General features: G+C 48.4%; 13 protein-coding genes. 2 read left to right on the forward strand and 11 right to left on the reverse strand.

Annotated elements, in window-relative coordinates; genetic code table 11:
* Positions 1–76: 76 nt before the first annotated feature.
* From ACJJIT_RS12130 to ACJJIT_RS12155, 6 genes are all read right to left on the reverse strand, one after another.
* The gene (locus ACJJIT_RS12130) at positions 77–1,279 is read right to left on the reverse strand and encodes a DEAD/DEAH box helicase (protein ID WP_444898552.1); all 1,203 of its coding nucleotides are present in this window, start codon (positions 1,277–1,279) and stop codon (positions 77–79) included.
* Entirely contained in the window at positions 1,276–2,769 is a 1,494-nt protein-coding gene (locus ACJJIT_RS12135) for an AAA domain-containing protein (RefSeq protein ID WP_444898553.1), read from the reverse strand. The genes ACJJIT_RS12130 and ACJJIT_RS12135 overlap by 4 nt, the downstream gene beginning before the upstream one ends.
* Positions 2,770–2,866: 97 nt before the next feature.
* Complete coding sequence (locus ACJJIT_RS12140) at positions 2,867–3,418, reverse strand: HNH endonuclease family protein (RefSeq protein ID WP_444885399.1); 552 nt, start codon at positions 3,416–3,418, stop codon at positions 2,867–2,869.
* A gap of 258 nt (positions 3,419–3,676) precedes the next feature.
* Positions 3,677–6,784: an efflux RND transporter permease subunit gene (locus tag ACJJIT_RS12145; protein ID WP_444898554.1), complete on the reverse strand. Its 3,108-nt coding sequence runs from the start codon at positions 6,782–6,784 to the stop codon at positions 3,677–3,679.
* A gap of 45 nt (positions 6,785–6,829) precedes the next feature.
* Positions 6,830–7,894, reverse strand: coding sequence for an efflux RND transporter periplasmic adaptor subunit (locus ACJJIT_RS12150; RefSeq protein ID WP_444898555.1), 1,065 nt, complete (start codon positions 7,892–7,894; stop codon positions 6,830–6,832).
* Between the two features lie 34 nt (positions 7,895–7,928).
* Complete coding sequence (locus ACJJIT_RS12155; protein ID WP_444898556.1) at positions 7,929–8,456, reverse strand: TetR/AcrR family transcriptional regulator; 528 nt, start codon at positions 8,454–8,456, stop codon at positions 7,929–7,931.
* A 172-nt stretch (positions 8,457–8,628) separates the two neighbouring features.
* Between ACJJIT_RS12155 and ACJJIT_RS12160 the strand changes: the two genes are divergently transcribed.
* Positions 8,629–9,024, forward strand: coding sequence for a YchJ family protein (locus ACJJIT_RS12160; RefSeq protein ID WP_444885403.1), 396 nt, complete (start codon positions 8,629–8,631; stop codon positions 9,022–9,024).
* A 353-nt stretch (positions 9,025–9,377) separates the two neighbouring features.
* On the opposite strand, the gene ACJJIT_RS12165 is transcribed toward ACJJIT_RS12160, so the two are convergent.
* Positions 9,378–10,586, reverse strand: coding sequence for an RtcB family protein (locus ACJJIT_RS12165; protein ID WP_444898557.1), 1,209 nt, complete (start codon positions 10,584–10,586; stop codon positions 9,378–9,380).
* A gap of 455 nt (positions 10,587–11,041) precedes the next feature.
* Between ACJJIT_RS12165 and ACJJIT_RS12170 the strand changes: the two genes are divergently transcribed.
* Positions 11,042–11,782: a pseudouridine synthase gene (locus ACJJIT_RS12170; protein WP_444898558.1), complete on the forward strand. Its 741-nt coding sequence runs from the start codon at positions 11,042–11,044 to the stop codon at positions 11,780–11,782.
* A gap of 101 nt (positions 11,783–11,883) precedes the next feature.
* Here the strand turns inward: ACJJIT_RS12170 and ACJJIT_RS12175 are convergent, their stop codons facing one another.
* The 4 genes from ACJJIT_RS12175 to ACJJIT_RS12190 all read right to left on the reverse strand — a co-directional run bounded on the left by ACJJIT_RS12175 (position 11,884) and on the right by ACJJIT_RS12190 (position 16,229).
* Complete coding sequence (locus ACJJIT_RS12175) at positions 11,884–13,149, reverse strand: patatin-like phospholipase family protein (protein WP_444888615.1); 1,266 nt, start codon at positions 13,147–13,149, stop codon at positions 11,884–11,886.
* Between the two features lie 168 nt (positions 13,150–13,317).
* Positions 13,318–14,331, reverse strand: coding sequence for a YhdH/YhfP family quinone oxidoreductase (locus ACJJIT_RS12180; RefSeq protein ID WP_252085393.1), 1,014 nt, complete (start codon positions 14,329–14,331; stop codon positions 13,318–13,320).
* A 54-nt stretch (positions 14,332–14,385) separates the two neighbouring features.
* Positions 14,386–15,531 (reverse strand): protease SohB, encoded by a 1,146-nt coding sequence (gene sohB, locus ACJJIT_RS12185; RefSeq protein WP_252085392.1) that lies wholly within the window; start codon positions 15,529–15,531, stop codon positions 14,386–14,388.
* A gap of 47 nt (positions 15,532–15,578) precedes the next feature.
* Positions 15,579–16,229: a cation/multidrug efflux pump gene (locus tag ACJJIT_RS12190; protein ID WP_444888614.1), complete on the reverse strand. Its 651-nt coding sequence runs from the start codon at positions 16,227–16,229 to the stop codon at positions 15,579–15,581.
* Positions 16,230–16,232: the final 3 nt, after the last annotated feature.

Here is a 16,232-nt window from a genome sequence, read left to right on the forward strand (position 1 = left end):
ACTCCTATAAAGCCTAGCAGCCCCGGCGCAACTTTCATTTTGTGTATCCACTTCTAAGAGTGAGCCCCCCACTACCCTAAAGGTGACCCCTCTTCAAAACTGCAAGAATACGTCTAAGGCAGTTCTCTGGGTCACGCTTCCAGCTGGCATAGGGTAATGGCAAAACAGTAACCCCCGCTCTGTGCAACACTTTATAAGTCTGGGTAGTAAAGTGATACCGATACTCCCCAGGAAAACCGATCAAATCCACCCCCAGGACTCGGCCGTGGTATTCGCAGACCACATCAATACGCTGGCCAGCGATAGGGAATGCAACCCAATGTCTGACATCCGCCATCCGCAGGCTCGCGCTCACCTCTTCGGCAAACTCACAGGGAAAAACTTTTTGTGGAGCACTTAGGCCCGCCTCATGATCAAAATCAACATAGCGGCGCAGCAAGTGCTCAGGTGACAGAGATTCTGGGCTGATGGAATAAGCCACCAACTGCCTCTCTTTAGCCCGGGTCACAGCAACATTAAACATGTCGGCACGATTAAGATAAGTCGCTGCACGCAGAGACTGATTGTCTACAGAAAAAGACAAGAGCATCAGGTCCCGCTCCTCTCCCTGAAATCCGTAAGGGGTTGCAACCAAGACGGAGAAACTGCGCAGCACATCTGCCGGGAAGGCCTTATCCACTTCGGATGCCAGATAATCCACCTGCTCCCTGAAAGGAGAAAGAATTCCAACCGTCGGCTTGAGTGGGGAGTCGGCATAGCGATGAGTATGTTCATGCAGCTGCTCAAGTATCCAATCCTTTTCCAGCCGATTTCTGCCGCTTTTTGCTCGCTTTCCCTCCAAGTAATGCAGAGTTAAAGCCCTCTCACTGGAGGCTACCGGTCTAGACTGCATCACCTTGAGTCGATCTGTATAAAAAGCGTTATTGCTAAAAGCAATTAACTCCGGCTGACTGCGGTAGTGTTCATCCAGTAAGGTAACAGCCTGTTGACTACCCAAGGAGTCAGAGACAATATCCAACAAGGACTGGTCCCGGTAACTCAACTTCATAGGTAATTCTTCAGGGCTGCCTAAGTCTTCCCACAACTGTTGTTGTTGCGCCACAGATAAAAAGGAGACGTGACGCAGCTGCTTGCCATCCCCGACGACAACCGCACGTTTTGCTCGGTGTAATGCTGGTAGGGCGCTGGCGATATCACACTGGGTGGACTCATCAAAGATAACAAGATCAAAGAGCTCGCGGGAGAGAGGCAATACTTCATTTAGCTCATCCAGGCTCACAAGCCAAATTGGGTACGCCTGTAAAACAACCTGCATATTCGTTTGAGCAAAAGCTCTGCTTGCGTTTTGGAGGTTCTTGCCCTGAGAGCCTGATTGAAAGCCGATAAATGCCTTCTCTCATGCTTTAAAAGATTTAGAAGGGCCTCTTTTCGATAAGCATTAATAAATCGAGACGCATGCCGTTCAAAATTTTTACGCAAGGTCCCGATTACCTCCTGGAATTCCCACAATGACTCCGTATCCAGTTGCCGACCTAAAATACGCAGTCTCAATGCAACCAACCAAGCACCAAAACCTTCGGAACCGAGTTTCTGAGCGGCACTTAACGCCCCATTAAAACGGCGCTCAGCTTTACGCATTGATTTGAGTATTACTTTAAGACCACGCTTTAGGTTGGTAGCGCTCACCTCGGGAGCTGCAACCCCCTCTTTGAGCAAAGAATCCAAATGAAATTTCAGGCTGGGTATAAAACCCTTTTCACCTGCATGAACATACCCTTCCTGTAAGTCATAGGCCTCACGCAACTTCTGCCGCACAACATCTATGGCCTGGGGGGTTTTAGAAACAACCAAAACAGTATTGCCATGCAGCATTTGGTCAATCGCCATTGCGGCAATGGTAAAACTCTTACCGGTGCCTGGCGGGCCGGAAACCAGACTCAAGGGCATCTTCGCAGCATTTCGTAAAGCCCTTTCCTGAGCCTCACTCAAAAGTCCCGGCAACATCTCCGGCTCACTGTCACTTTGCCGGAAATCAACAACCTCCTCCCCGAGGACCAAATTTAATGGAGCAGAAAAGTTTCGTTCTCGGCCTAGAAGTTTCAGCTCATGAAGGACACCGCGCGATCCCCGCGACCTATCAGCCAGAATTAGGGCGCAAGCACTACTTATTGCCAGAGCTGGAGCCCTACCCAACTCATCACAATCAACCGTCTGTAGATTCGGCCAGCGACTAATCTCTTCAATACCGGTTAACCGACTGTTTTGTTCCAGCCAGCGCCCCATAGCTGCCACCTGGGGACTATCCAGCGGAAAGCTCGGTTTAGGGAAACTATCTGTTACTCTCGAGTCTATATCCGGCTTAAGGATCAAGCGCAGCAGTGGAAGGTTGATATGGAGATCAGCCGAGTTGACCTCCACAAAATACTCTTCGTCAGAACAAAGGCGGGCAGGAAAATACAGTAGCGGGGCACACAATTGACGCTTGGAACTAAGCCCCAGCTGGCTCGGGAGTTCACCAGAGATAAAGAACACCGAATAGATTAAACTGCGCTCTTTTCGGTAAGCATCCGTTAGCTCTACGAGCTTAGTAGCCGAGGCCCCCACCAATGGCACTCTGGGTAACTCTCCACTGGCTAAAAAGTCCCGCTCTCTGAAAAGTACCCGGCGATTACCCGCAAGCCGGGCAATATTACTCAGTGATAAATCATGACTATCCGCCTGATAGCAGCGTCTGAAATATTCGACCAACAATTTGGAGGAGTCCCGCATAACCATCCATGCTTCCAATTAGAGGCAAAGTCCTGCCCGAAATTGTACCACCGGGACGACACTCCCCACTCAATGTGCCAGTTGGCATTTAGACTGGCTAGCCCTCACTCGCTATTGTGCGTAGTTTGCGAGATTCATCTCGACTCAGGCTCAATCCATATTTCTCTACGATAGAAATAAATCGCTGAACATATATTTTACCGACGGGCGCATAGGGTGGCATCCACTCATCAGGCCCTTTGTGCCCTTTACTTTGATTGCGGCCATCATCCACCAACCAGAGATTATCGATATCCTCAGCAAAGCGCCTTTTCTTTGCACGGCTCCACCCAGCTCCTCCGTGATCATGGGCCCACTTAAGGGGCACAATATGCTCCACATCCAGATCAGAAGCTTTGCTGTAAAAATTGCCGGTATAAGGATCTAGCCACAACCCAGTATCCACCTTACAGCCGTTGGCGCGAGTATAAGTAACTGGCGAAAGGGAGTACCGTATCAACAGCTCATGTCGGGTATCTTGGCAATCCCTATCTGTATCAGACCACTTGGGTAACCACTCTGATCTCTCATAACTAATCGCCAGAGCAGAAAAGCTGAAAGAAAATAAAAAGAAGCACACACAAAATCTTGAAATTGACCGAACACTCATACATCAACTACCAATCAAATCAGATCTTTAGATTACTAGAAAACTGATTGGGATTGTATGTACCGGTTCAAACTGAGGTAAAAACGAAACCATTAGTTACCAACAAACAGCGAAAGGAAAAGATAAGTGTATGAACCGGCGCAACGGAGGCAGTTAGAAACCACTAGTATCTGGGAAAGGAAGGATGATCCCACGCAATACTCAAAAAGGCATTGCGCAGGATCTCGAATTACCCACGATCAACGCAGGCTCATCGCACTATACAGAGACAACCTCTTTAGCAGGGGCTGGCTGCGACTTTAAATTCATCTCATCTAGATTACCTTCCACCTCATTAGGTTTAACCTTGTGGAAGACCGCGTAGAAAACAGGGATAGCAATCAGCGTAAGCACAGTAGCAAAACCTAGCCCCCCCATAATGGTTACGGCCATATCCGCAAAGAAAGCATCAAATAGCAGTGGCGACATTCCTAAAATAGTGGTCACAGCTGCAAGGAAGACCGGACGCAAGCGACTTACGCTAGCACGCTGAATAGCAGTGAGTCTGGGCAAGCCCGCATGTGTTTGTACTTCGATCTCATCGACCAAAACCACAGCGTTTTTAATCAGCATTCCGGATAAACTCAATACACCAAGAAGTGACATAAATCCGAAAGGCAGCCCCGTCGCCAACAAGCCTACAACTACGCCCACCAAACACATGGGAACTACCAGCCAGATAATTACGGGCTCACGTACAGTACCGAACAACAAGATCGATACCAAGATCATGATTAGGAAGCCAAGTGGCAAGCCTTTACCCAGAGACTTCTGTGCATCGGTAGAGCTTTCATACTCACCACCAAATTCCACTTTAAAGCCTGGTGGTAACTGCATACTTTCTACCCAGGGGCGAATTCTCCCAAACGCGGCCATAGCAGTAACGCCTTCCGGAGCATCGGCACTGACAGTGATGGTCGGAACCCTATCGCGTCTTTGGATCAGGCCCTCGTCTGCAGTAACCTCAAAATCCGTGATCAACTGTCCCGCCGGAATATACCCTTGCTCGTTAGGGCTCCAGACCAAACGATCCTCCAGGGAACCCACTTGATTCCTATCCCCTTCCGGCATTCGCGCAATAATAGGGATAATACGATCGCCGCTCTCAAAATCACCCACGGTATAACCGGCAGAGGCAAATTGAATCATCCGGCTAATATCGGTATTCGTGACACCAGCTACGCGAGCACGCTCATCATCAAGGTGGGCATGGATAGTCGGCTCTCTACTGCGCCAATCATGGCGAATATCTTCCAGGCCCTTCTCGCGAAACTGTTGCTCAACATCTACGGCAAGCGCACGCAAGGTCTGAAAATCCTGACCAGAAATTCGCACTTCCACATCGGCACCACCACCAGGGCCAAACACCAGGCGCTTAAAGGTAATCAATGCTTCAGGCTGCTCTTCACGTAACTGCGCCTTTGCCCTCTCTATCAGTTGAGCGATCTGCTCGCGATTCTCAGTGCGAACAATTAGCTGACCATAGGAAGCATTGGGCGCTTCAGGAGCATAAGTGAGCATAAAGCGATCGGCTCCCCGACCAGCTACAGCCGTTACCGAAACCACCTCATCCTGCTCTTTAAAATACTTTGTTGCCTGTTGAAGAGCCTTATCAGTACGGTTAATGTCACTGCCCTGTGGCAAGAAGTAATTCACATAAAACAGCGGTGCATTGGAGTTGGGGAAGAATCCCTGCTTTACAAACCCAAAAGCAAAATAGCTTACTAATGTAACGGCAACGAGTAAGCCGATGGTGAGGCCACGATGCCTTAATGCTCCTGCTAAGGCTCCGGAATACATGTTGTAAAAACGACCATTATAGGGGTCTTCAGAATCTGAATTCTTACCGGGTTTGAACAGGTGATACCCCAAATAGGGCGTTACAGTTACAGCGAGAATCCAGCTGAGCAGCAATGAAATCCCAATCACAGCAAACAGAGAGAAAAGGAATTCACCGGTGGCATCATCAGACAGTCCAATACCAGAGAAAGCCATAATACCAATTACAGTGGCCCCCAAAAGCGGCCAGAATGTTTGGCGCACTACCCGGCTGGCAGCACTCTTGGGCTCCTCATTTCGTTGAACCCCCATCAACATGCCTTCTGCAACTACGATAGCATTATCAACCAACATACCCATGGCAATAATGAGGGCACCAAGAGAAATCCTCTGCAGGTTCAAACCAAACAAATTCATGATTAATACGGTACCCAGAACCGTAAGACCAAGCACGGTACCCACCACCACGCCAGAGCGCCAGCCCATAAATACACAGAGTACGAGGGTAACGATCACAACTGAAGAGACGAGATTAAACAGAAAGCCATCGACACTCTCTTCTACCACTTGGTGCTGGGCATAAACCGGGTGAATTTCCACCCCCAGCGGCAGTGCCTGTTTTATCTCCTCAAGCTTGGCCTCTACAGCCTTACCAACATTAACAATATTGGTATTTTCAGCTCCCGCTATACCAAGCAATACCGCCTGATTTCCATCATAGCGGGCAATAAAGCTAGGGCTTTCATCATAACCCAGGGAGATATCTGCGATATCTCTGATGGCCAACATTGCCGTTGAACCAGGTACACCCACAAGAATATTACGGATTGCTTCCAAGTCACTTGCAGGATTATCCACTACGATGCGGGTGCGCAAATCCTGACCACCGATTTCTCCAACTTTCTGTGTGGAGCTTTCCGATTGCAGAACCTGGGCTAGATCATCGAGAGAGAAACCAAACTGAGCGAGTCGGGACTCATCAATATCCAAATAGGCGACTTCATCAATGATTCCAGAACGGGAAACTTTCGCCACCCCCTCAACACCGAGCAGTTCACGACGAATCGCTTTAGTGATTTCACGCATTTCGGTCAGGGAAAAACCCTCACCAGTAATCGCATAATAAATACCGTAGACTTCACCGAAGTCATCATTGACCACCGAGGGATATGCCCCACTGGGAAGGTCACTTTGGGCATCATTAACTTTGCGACGCAGCTCATCCCATACCTGAGCCAGTTCTGCGGAAGCGTATTGATCCTTAATTTCTACACGGATTTCTGACATTCCCGGACTAGAGGTAGAGGAAACCTTATCCAGCTGTCCCATTTGCTGGATAGCGACCTCAAGCTTTTCAGTAACCTCCTCTTCCACCCTTTGTGCACTGGCACCGGGATAGAAGGTATACACTCGCGCTTCTTTAATGGTAAAGGCAGGGTCTTCAAGGCGGCCAATATCCGAAAGCCCCCAGAGTCCGCCGATCAGGCAAATCAACATTAGTAGCCAGCTATAAACCGGCTTTTCGATAAATGTGTCAGAAATCTTCACAACATTTCCCCCCTGTTCACAGGGTCAGAGCTCTCAAGCAAAAAATTAGTGCTGTACATAATTGCGAACTTTTGCACCGTCATAGAGATGCTGACCGCCCGCAGCTACCAGCTTCATCGCTGCTGACAAGCCCGTAGTGATCTGTACGGCTTCACCATTGGTACGGCCAAGAGCCACCTGAACCTTGGAAACCGATTGATCTTCATTAATTTGCCAGACATAGGGTTTCCCCTCACTATTGCTCTGCACCGCCGCCAGAGGAATCCAAAAATCTCCGCTGCCCTCTTTCATTTTGACCGTCACTCGGGCAGTCATACCAGGAAGGATCTGAACATTCTGCGGTCGCGGCATCCCCAGTTCCACCGCGTAGGTCTGGGTTACACTGTCGGCTTCCGCTTGGTGTTCACGGTATTGCAAAGCAAACTGCTCACCCGGAAGAAACTCAAACTCCGCTAACACTGAGCTTATTTGCTCTTCGTTGACAGTAGCCAACATTTTTTCCGGCACAGAAATTTGTATACGCACCTCAGAAATATTCTGTAGGCGCACAATGGGCTGGCCGGGCTGAACGTTAGTGTAATTCTCGACAAGCTGCCGTGTTGCCAACGCATCAAAGGGAACCGTCAGCTTGGTATAAGCTAAATCCTGTTCCGCTCTTTCCAGGGTTACTTTGGCAAGGTCAAAGTTACTCTCGGTTTCATCGAGCTGCTGCTGGGAAATCACTTTGGAACTTGCCAGTGAGCGCTGTCGATTCAATGTTTTCTCCAGAAGCTCTACATTTACCCGGGCTTCCTTTACCCGGCGTCGGTAATCGCGATCGTCAAGCTCGGCAATCAAAGTGCCTTTAGGAATGATTTCGCCCTCTCGAAGATTTAGCTTATCGAGCTTACCGCCAACCTGAAAAGAAAGGTCCACGCTCTGCACAGCTTTTACCCTGCCTGCAAATTGTCGATCTGCTACTTTATTGGTGCTCTGAACGGTGGCCACTTTCACCGGCCACAACCGCTCAGCACGTTGCTCTTCTTTCTCCGAGCCGGAGCAACCCGCAAGAATGACCACCGCTGCCATAAGCAGGGCTAGTGGGGCACGAGAACTTACCGACAATTTCATATTCGTCATCCAAAAAGCGTGTTTAAGAAAAAAATCAGGTGAGATCTGCAGAAAGCATCAACAAACGTTCGCGTAAACGGGTGAGCATCGGATCTTCTGACTCCACCACACCCAACACACGCCCAAAGAACATACCTTGGGCTGCGAGAATCAACAGCTGTGCAAACTCGGGGTCTTTGTAGGTTTGGGAGATTTCACTGCGCAATTCAGCCTCCTTAACCTTAACTGGTTCCAGGAGCGCCGGATCTTCGGCTACTGCTGCAATCAATGAACGGGGCAAGCCTTCATCATCTTCCATTAGTTCAAAAATGGAACTCAGCCGAGAGGTCAACAAGTCACCGCCAGCTTTGGTGCAAGCTTCAGCACTGGCATCTTCCCTGGCAATCGCTGCCTCCAACATCGCTTTGAGAAGAGACTGCTTGGTTCTGAAGTGATGAATTAAACCACCCTTACTTAACCCGCACTGGGTAGCCACTGCATCGAGAGTGAGCTTGCGTGCCCCCTTCTCTCGCACCACCTCTTCGGCAGCACGGACAATGGCAGATTTATCGACTCTGGACACATGACCTCCCGGGATTACCCAACAAACCAACCGGCTGGTCGGTATCTTAACGCTCCTCAGCAAAAGATCAAGCTATGCTACCCTCTGTCACCGTCAAGCAAGGTTAAAAAGTGTTTACGAAACGCGCTGACCGAACCAGTGAAAGTGAGCGCCCCCGATTACGGAGTTACTTATGACGGATCACGCCTGCCCCTGCGGCTCAGGTAAGAAATTTCAGAGCTGTTGCAACCTCTTCCTCTCTGGGCAAGCCTATCCCAATACTGCAGAGAACCTGATGCGCAGCCGTTATTGCGCTTATGCGATGGGAAACCTGGCCTATCTACGCAAAACTTGGCATCCAGACACCTGTCCAGATCTTTGCCAGGAGGACTTGGAGACCCAGTGGACGAGACTGGAGGTTATTAAAAGCAAAGCTGGCCTGAAGAGATCGGTGGTAGAGTTTAAGGCGTGGTATTCAGAAAATGAGCAGGAACATGTAATTCATGAAGTATCCCTGTTCAAACTCTACAAAAAAAAGTGGGTGTACCTGGAAGCGCTCCCCGGATGGCCTGAAGAAGGCAGAACCTAAAAACCGGCAAGAGTCAGTGGCAAATTAAACGAACTGCAACTATAAGAGAGTAAGTATCGCGGGAGCCCCTCCACTCCCGCACCTCCTTCCTCATTTTTTGTTTATTTAAAAAACGTTTTCCTGACTTTGCTTTAACGTGCGCACCACCCTTCCCCATAAGTGGGTTACGCGCGATATAATTGCGAATTTTCCCACTCCCCTTAGGTGGATTTTTTTTCATATACATTCTCCTTTATCGAAAATTTTGGCAGCCAAGTGCCAACAGCCAAGGTATTTTCCTGCTAGTCTCAGCCAAGTAACCGGCTTATGCCACATCAAATAACTCCTTTTCAAAACTGCTACAAACTAGAAGTCTACCCCTTAATACATATTACCTGACGCAGGGTATGCTCCACTTCAACAAGGTCTGACTGATTATCCATAACTTGATCTATATCTTTATAGGCCGCCGGAATTTCATCAATCACTCCCTTATCTTTACGGCATTGAACACCCCTAGTCTGCTCTTCAAGATCCTGCCTGGTAAACCTCTGGCGCGCTGCGCTACGACTCATTTTGCGGCCAGCTCCATGAGCGCATGAGTGGAATGATTCGGCAATACCACGTCCACGCACAATATAGGACTTGGCTCCCATTGAGCCTGGAATAATTCCCAGCTGATCTTTTTTCGCACTGATCGCCCCTTTACGGGTAATAAAAACATCCTGCTCAAAATGGCGTTCGCGCACGACATAATTATGATGACAATTGATTGCCTCACTGGTGAGCGTAAATTTTGGCAGATGATTTTTGAGACAATTCAAAACCAACTTCATCATTTCCTCCCGATTAACTCTAGCGTACTCCTGGGCCCAGCTTACCGCCTCGATGTAATCATCAAGATGGTGGTTACCTTCGGAAAAGTAAGCCAAATCTTTATCTGGCAGATTACGTATATGTCCTGCCATATCCTTTCGAGCCAACTGGATAAAGTGCTGTCCAATAGCATTGCCAACACCTCGACTGCCTGAGTGCAGCATCACCCAAACCGCATTATTTTCATCCAGACAAATTTCAATAAAATGATTGCCGCCACCCAGGGTCCCCATCTGGGTAACCCAAGTTTTCTGTGGCTGATGCAGCCTTTTTAGTAGCCCAGGATGTTTTTCAAACAACCTATCCACACCGGGAGCTAAAAGTTTGCAGGCAGATTCCCTGGCACCGATCATCTTGTGACGACCCTGTCCAATGGGTACTTTCACCTCAATGGCCTCCCGCAATGCTTTCAGGTTGTCAGGCAACTGATGGGCATGTAACGAAGTTCGCACTGCATTCATTCCGCAGCCAATATCCACCCCTACCGCTGATGGGATTACCGCATCTACTGTTGGGATCACAGAACCAACGGTTGCCCCTTTTCCTAAATGTACATCCGGCATTGCCGCAATATGGGAGTGTACGATTGGTAACTGAGCAATATTTTTTAGCTGCTGCAAGGCCTGCGGCTCGATTTCATCGGTATATATTTTTACCGGCACACTACCTTGCTGTGCATTTTTATTTAGCACAATTTTTACAGGCATATAGAGTCCTTGGATTGATCCAATAAATCATTAAAAGCTCTCCAAAGCCCCAAACAAAAAAGCCCCGGCAAATGCCAGGGCTCTAGAGAATTCTGGCTTGAAAAGCTCAATCACTTTTCAAGCAGATGCACATGAAAAGCGATCAAAAAAACAGGTTGTTAATATCCACATTTCGCATTTCATGGCTCCTTCGTGGCTGCGTTCCACGTCAATCAAGAAATAACTAATAAAAAATGCCAGCTTTAAGCAACTCATGCCGACAACAAACTATGTGACAAATTTTATTGCCTAGCCGCAATAAGTCAACCTAAATTTAAACTACTTTTTAGTATTTTTTCTCAACAAGTTACTATCAGGTATTAATAACCAATTAACTGAGGCATTTTTTATATGCAATCACTACGTTTCAGCAATACACTAAGCAGCCGACATATGAGCCTGTATCAGATCAAACCATGAGTTGTGAACCAGAGATTATCTATGAGGACGAACACCTGCTTGCCGCTTATAAGCCTGAAGGCTGGCTCGTTCACCGTTCCGAGATAGACCGTCACGAGACACGTATCCTCCTGCAGCACCTCCGCAATCTAAGTGGTTATCATTTATACCCAGTTCACAGACTAGATAAGCCTACATCTGGAGTTATTATTTTTGGCAAAAGCAGTGCGGTCGCCGCTCAGCTCCAACATCAACTGGAAGGTAAGGGCTCCCTAAAGAAATATCTTGCTGTTTGCCGCGGATACTGCCCCGAACAGGAGACCATTGATTACCCACTCCCACCGGTAGCAGACTTTAAACACCAGAGGAAACGCCCCAAGTCAGAGCTTCCCCGCCAGGAGGCCATCACCCTCTTTCAGCGGCTCGCCACCATAGAATTACCTTATGAGGTGGATCGCTATCCCACCAGCCGATATTCACTAGTAGAAATTCAGCTGAAAACTGGTCGCCGACATCAAATCCGCAGACACTTCAAGCATATTCACCACCCCTTAATTGGTTGCCCCAAATACGGAAAATCTTCCCACAACCATTTTTTTTCTCAGCAGTTTAATTGTGGGAGACTGCTACTACATGCCGTAAAATTAGAATTACAGCACCCAGTTAGTCAAAAACTATTAGTATTACAGGCCGAACCACGTGGAAAGTTCATGAAGCTTCTGCAGACATTTGGCTGGTCTGATGCACTCAACCACTGAAGCAAAGGGAATAAAATTAGAAAACCAAGAAACACTGTGTTCGAGTGAGATCTCCTAAATAGAAATCACACTTAATTCAAATCGTTAGCAGGCAGTCCAAATTACGACGAAACATCTCCCTGCCCAAGCTGATCCTCGATACTCTTTTTACGTGAACCAAAGAGACCTCTTCGCTCCACCTCAAGTTTGGGCTGAGGCCTCAAGAAATAGCGCAATTTATCTTTCTCCCACATTGCATCCTGGTAGCCAAGCTCAATCAACTCCTCAATATAGGGCCGCTCAAAAAGCAAGTAACTTGCCGCGGAGACTCCGCCTCCAGACCGCGTCGCACCTGTGGAGCGAAATAACCAACGCAACGCCGGCGGTAGATACTTTAATTTTCTCCCTCCCAATCTGGCGAGACTCTGCGATGGTTCAATAACCACGGATTCTACTGGCCGAAGAGGAGAGAGATCGGCAAATTTATCTTCTTCCACAGAATCCAGTAAGGTATTAACCCTATCCAAATGTTCCAAATCCCCTTCCAAGCTATCAATAAAAGCAGCATTGAACCACTGAGCAGTAATCTGGGCCATTGAGGGAGAATGGACCTGATTATTGCTACGCCGACTACCCCAGTGAACTGGAGAGCGGTTATCGGAAACACCTACGATAAAGACACGCTTAGCTCCAAGGTGTAAGGCCGGGCTGATGGGAGCCATTTGACGAATTGCACCATCACAGTAGTAAATATCGTCGATTTTTACTGCAGGAAAAATTGCGGGGATTGCAGATGAGGCGAGCAGGTGATCCACCGTCAAGCGGGTGGAAACTCCAAACCGGCGAAAGCGCTGCCAACCTCTCACACCATCCGCAGCTTGATAAAAGCTCACCGACTCGCCCTCACTATATGAAAGCGCATTAATGCAAGTTGCGTGTAGATGGCCTGCGTCGATATTTTTTTGGATATTATCGAAATTAATTACATCCAGTAAAAGCTGACGCAAGGGGGAATTATCGAGAAGTGCAAGAGGTTTTTCTCTCCCAACACCCTGATTAAACAGCGAACGGCTAATAGACAATAAATTACTAATTAAGCTAAACCAGCTAGTGCGGTACACCCGCTCCACACTCAGGTTCATCCACACCGAGCACATACTCTCGATCGCTTCTTTAAATGTACCTGGGTGAGCGGCCAGCATCATGGCATTCATAGCGCCAGCAGATGTGCCGCAAATAATTTTAAAAGGGCGCGGGTTATCTTCGGGCACAACTTCTGCTAGGGCTTTGAGAACCCCGGCCTGATAAGCAGCACGGGCGCCACCACCCGAGAGCACTAACGCGCTGTTCTGCACCGGAATCAGGGACTTTTCGTTACCTTGAGACACTGTCATCTTCCAACAGAAACAGGCTATAAATCACGCTACTGGCTATAAGGCTATTGAAAAGCACAGGCACAGACAAACACCATTACTTATATAAAGAGGCATATGACTGTCATTCGCCTGTTCAGCTGTAATTTTTTCTCCAAATAAACCCTGAAATACTCAAGAAATCTAAAGTGCCATATTAACGACATAGCGGCCGATGCCATGGCCTCGGTGTAACCGTGCCAGAAATTCCGGTGCCTGTTCAAGTGATATATCTTCCGCGATAAGTTTTAGCTTATCGCCGATATACCATGGGCCAGCTAGCTTTTGCCAAACCGCGGCTTTCTTTTCTACTGGCAGCTCTACACTATCAACGCCCAGCAGACTGATACCTCGCAAAATAAAAGGGAATACATTTGCATGAAACTGTGCGCCCGAAGCCATACCACATGCCGCTACACCACCACCGTATGCTAGGGATTTAACCACATTAAAAAGGGTTTCCCCGCCTACTGTATCTACAGCCCAAGCCCATAAGGGTTTAGCCATGGCCTTGTTGGCAAATGGCGCTAAAGTATCTCGATCAAGTACCTTCCAAGCACCCAATTCAGCGAGAAAGTCTGCCGCTTCAAGTTTCCCGGTCACCGCAGCTACTCGAAAGCCCAACTTTGCCAGCAGCGCCACCGCAATTGACCCGACTCCTCCAGTAGCACCGCTGACCAATACTTCACCATCTTCTGGCATGGCTCCAGCCTCCAATAGCCGGTCCACACAGAGGGCAGCGGTTAACCCAGCAGTACCAAGCGCCATAGATTCCCTGGCGCTGAGCCCCTCAGGAAGCGGCAGAGCCCACTCAGAGGGAACAGCAGTAACCTCCGCCAAGCCACCGGGGGTATTCATGCCTAAATCATAACCTGTGACTAAGAGTTCAGTTCCTGGCGTGAATTTACCACTTTGGTCTTCGAGTACTGAGCCTACGGCATCAATCCCTGGAGTGTGCGGGTACTCTCTGGTAATACTGCGGTTTCCAAATGCAGACATAGCATCCTTGTAGTTCAGAGAGGAATAGGAAACTCTAAGCAACAAGGGGTTACTGGGCAAATCTCGGAGATGTCGCTTCACCAGTAGCTGATCAAATTTTCCTGCGGCCACCTCTTCCACCCTAATGGCCCGAAACTCCCTTTCCTGAGAACTATTCATGCCTGCTTTATCCTAATGACAAACTTCCCTATAAATTGCCCTTGTCGACATCTCTTACTGGGCGTGATGACGCCATGCGCTCAATCTTGAGAATAGACGTGTCAGGGCCGACTCTACCCCGGCCTCAGCAGCCAACCCCATTTTCTTGGCGATATTTTTCTTCTCTTTGTATTCCACCTGAAACAGGTCAGCATGTTTAGCACAATCTGTCAGGTACTCATCAGATGTTTTCAGCTCATCCACAAGGCCCATTGTCAGAGCCTTTTGCCCAAACCAAACTTCTCCTGTCGCAACCTTGGCAACATCCAAGTTGGGGCGGTACTCACTGATAAAGTGCTGGAAAAGTACATGTATTTCCTCCAGATCACTCTGGAACTTCTCACGTCCCTCTTCAGTATTTTCTCCGAACATGGTTACTGTGCGCTTGAACTCACCCGCAGTGAAAAGCTCATAATCCACATCGTGACGCTTTAGCAAGCGATTAAAGTTAGGCAGCTGTGCCAAAACACCGATAGAGCCCAACATTGCAAAAGGTGCGGCAAGAATTCTGTCTGCCACGCAGGCCATCATATAACCGCCACTTGCCGCCACTTTATCCACTGCAATAGTGAGCTGAATGCCCGCACTACGTACACGTGCCAACTGGCTTGCGGCCAGACCATAGTTGGCCACCATTCCTCCGGGGCTTTCCAAACAGAGCAGCACCTCATCACCAGCCTCTGCAACTTGAAGAATTGCAGTAATTTCCTCCCGCAAACGCGAAAGCTCACTGGCTTTGATGTCGCCATTAAAGTGGGTGACAAAAATACGCTTGCGCCCATCTGTCGAATCCGAGATTTTCTCTGCCTCACGGGCATCAGCCTGTGGCTCTTTCGTCTCACCGCCTAGATTGCCCTCTTTGGAGGTTTTCTCTTTGGCCGCCGCTTTATGTTTTTTAGCCAGGGCTTTTTCCTCAGCTTTCTTATCCTTTGCCAGCTGCTTTTTACGCTGATTAAACTCGTGCTTTTCCATAACGGCTTCGAGCAGAGTTTCTTTAAACTGCTCGTAGCGGTCATTCAATCGAGTAACACTGATGTGTCCCTGCACCCTCTCTTTAAGCTGCTCTCGATTAGCAAAAATAAAACCTATCAACACCATCAGAGCAACGATAACAGTTACTATTTTTGCCAGGAACAGGCCGTATTCAATTAAAAATTCCACTTATACTCCAGATTGCTGCCATGCAAATTAAAAATTATTTAGCCGCCCTACTGCCAACCATCCAAGGCAGTGGTCGCCTGCTGATTTAATGGTCGCGCCAACAAGCCGCTGTGACTGATACGCACCTCATAAACTGCACCATCCTCCATGGGCAAAAAGGTTGCGCTCCCGTAGACGGCATCAACGAAAGGAAGATTTTTATCAAACCCTCGTACAAACTGCCAAATATCAACCCCATAATTGGTGCCATCAATTTGATGCACAGAGCGTTCGCGTACTCTTTCGTCTTGCAAGGTAAGATAACGACCGCTCAGGCGATCCAGGCGATAAGCTGGCTCGATACCCCAGCGTATCAAAGGGCCTTGCCACTTCAGCATGCGGGCATCCAATTGCCACTGATCTCCATACAGCTCAAATTTTTGCGAAATACCATCGGCATCAGAAAACTTCACTTCAAACTGTTGCTCCGCGATCTTTTTAAATGACACAACGCCAACGCTATGCTCATTACCTAGATTTCGATAACTGTATACATCCGCAGCAACCAAAACGATCCAAAGGGCCAAGCCAAAGAAAACCAGCCCTACAGAGCCGCGCAAAAAACCCATCACCCAAGAGCCACTCAATAGTACCCTCGCTCCCCAAAAGACGAGGAACAGAGCCACTACCGCTATTAGGAAGGTGATCACGATATACATGAT

The sequence above is a fragment of the Microbulbifer mixtoriginis (SeqCode) genome (genome assembly GCF_052467515.1).

What these genes read in the sequence shown, in the direction of transcription:
- ACJJIT_RS12135 (WP_444898553.1), bottom strand. Translation starts at nt 2,769, where the DNA reads ATGCGGGACTCCTCCAAATTGTTGGTCGAATATTTCAGACGCTGCTAT.
- ACJJIT_RS12140 (WP_444885399.1), bottom strand. Translation starts at nt 3,418, where the DNA reads ATGAGTGTTCGGTCAATTTCAAGATTTTGTGTGTGCTTCTTTTTATTT.
- ACJJIT_RS12150 (WP_444898555.1), bottom strand. Translation starts at nt 7,894, where the DNA reads ATGAAATTGTCGGTAAGTTCTCGTGCCCCACTAGCCCTGCTTATGGCA.
- ACJJIT_RS12160 (WP_444885403.1), top strand. Translation starts at nt 8,629, where the DNA reads ATGACGGATCACGCCTGCCCCTGCGGCTCAGGTAAGAAATTTCAGAGC.
- ACJJIT_RS12165 (WP_444898557.1), bottom strand. Translation starts at nt 10,586, where the DNA reads ATGCCTGTAAAAATTGTGCTAAATAAAAATGCACAGCAAGGTAGTGTG.
- ACJJIT_RS12170 (WP_444898558.1), top strand. Translation starts at nt 11,042, where the DNA reads ATGAGTTGTGAACCAGAGATTATCTATGAGGACGAACACCTGCTTGCC.
- ACJJIT_RS12180 (WP_252085393.1), bottom strand. Translation starts at nt 14,331, where the DNA reads ATGAATAGTTCTCAGGAAAGGGAGTTTCGGGCCATTAGGGTGGAAGAG.
- ACJJIT_RS12190 (WP_444888614.1), bottom strand. Translation starts at nt 16,229, where the DNA reads ATGTATATCGTGATCACCTTCCTAATAGCGGTAGTGGCTCTGTTCCTC.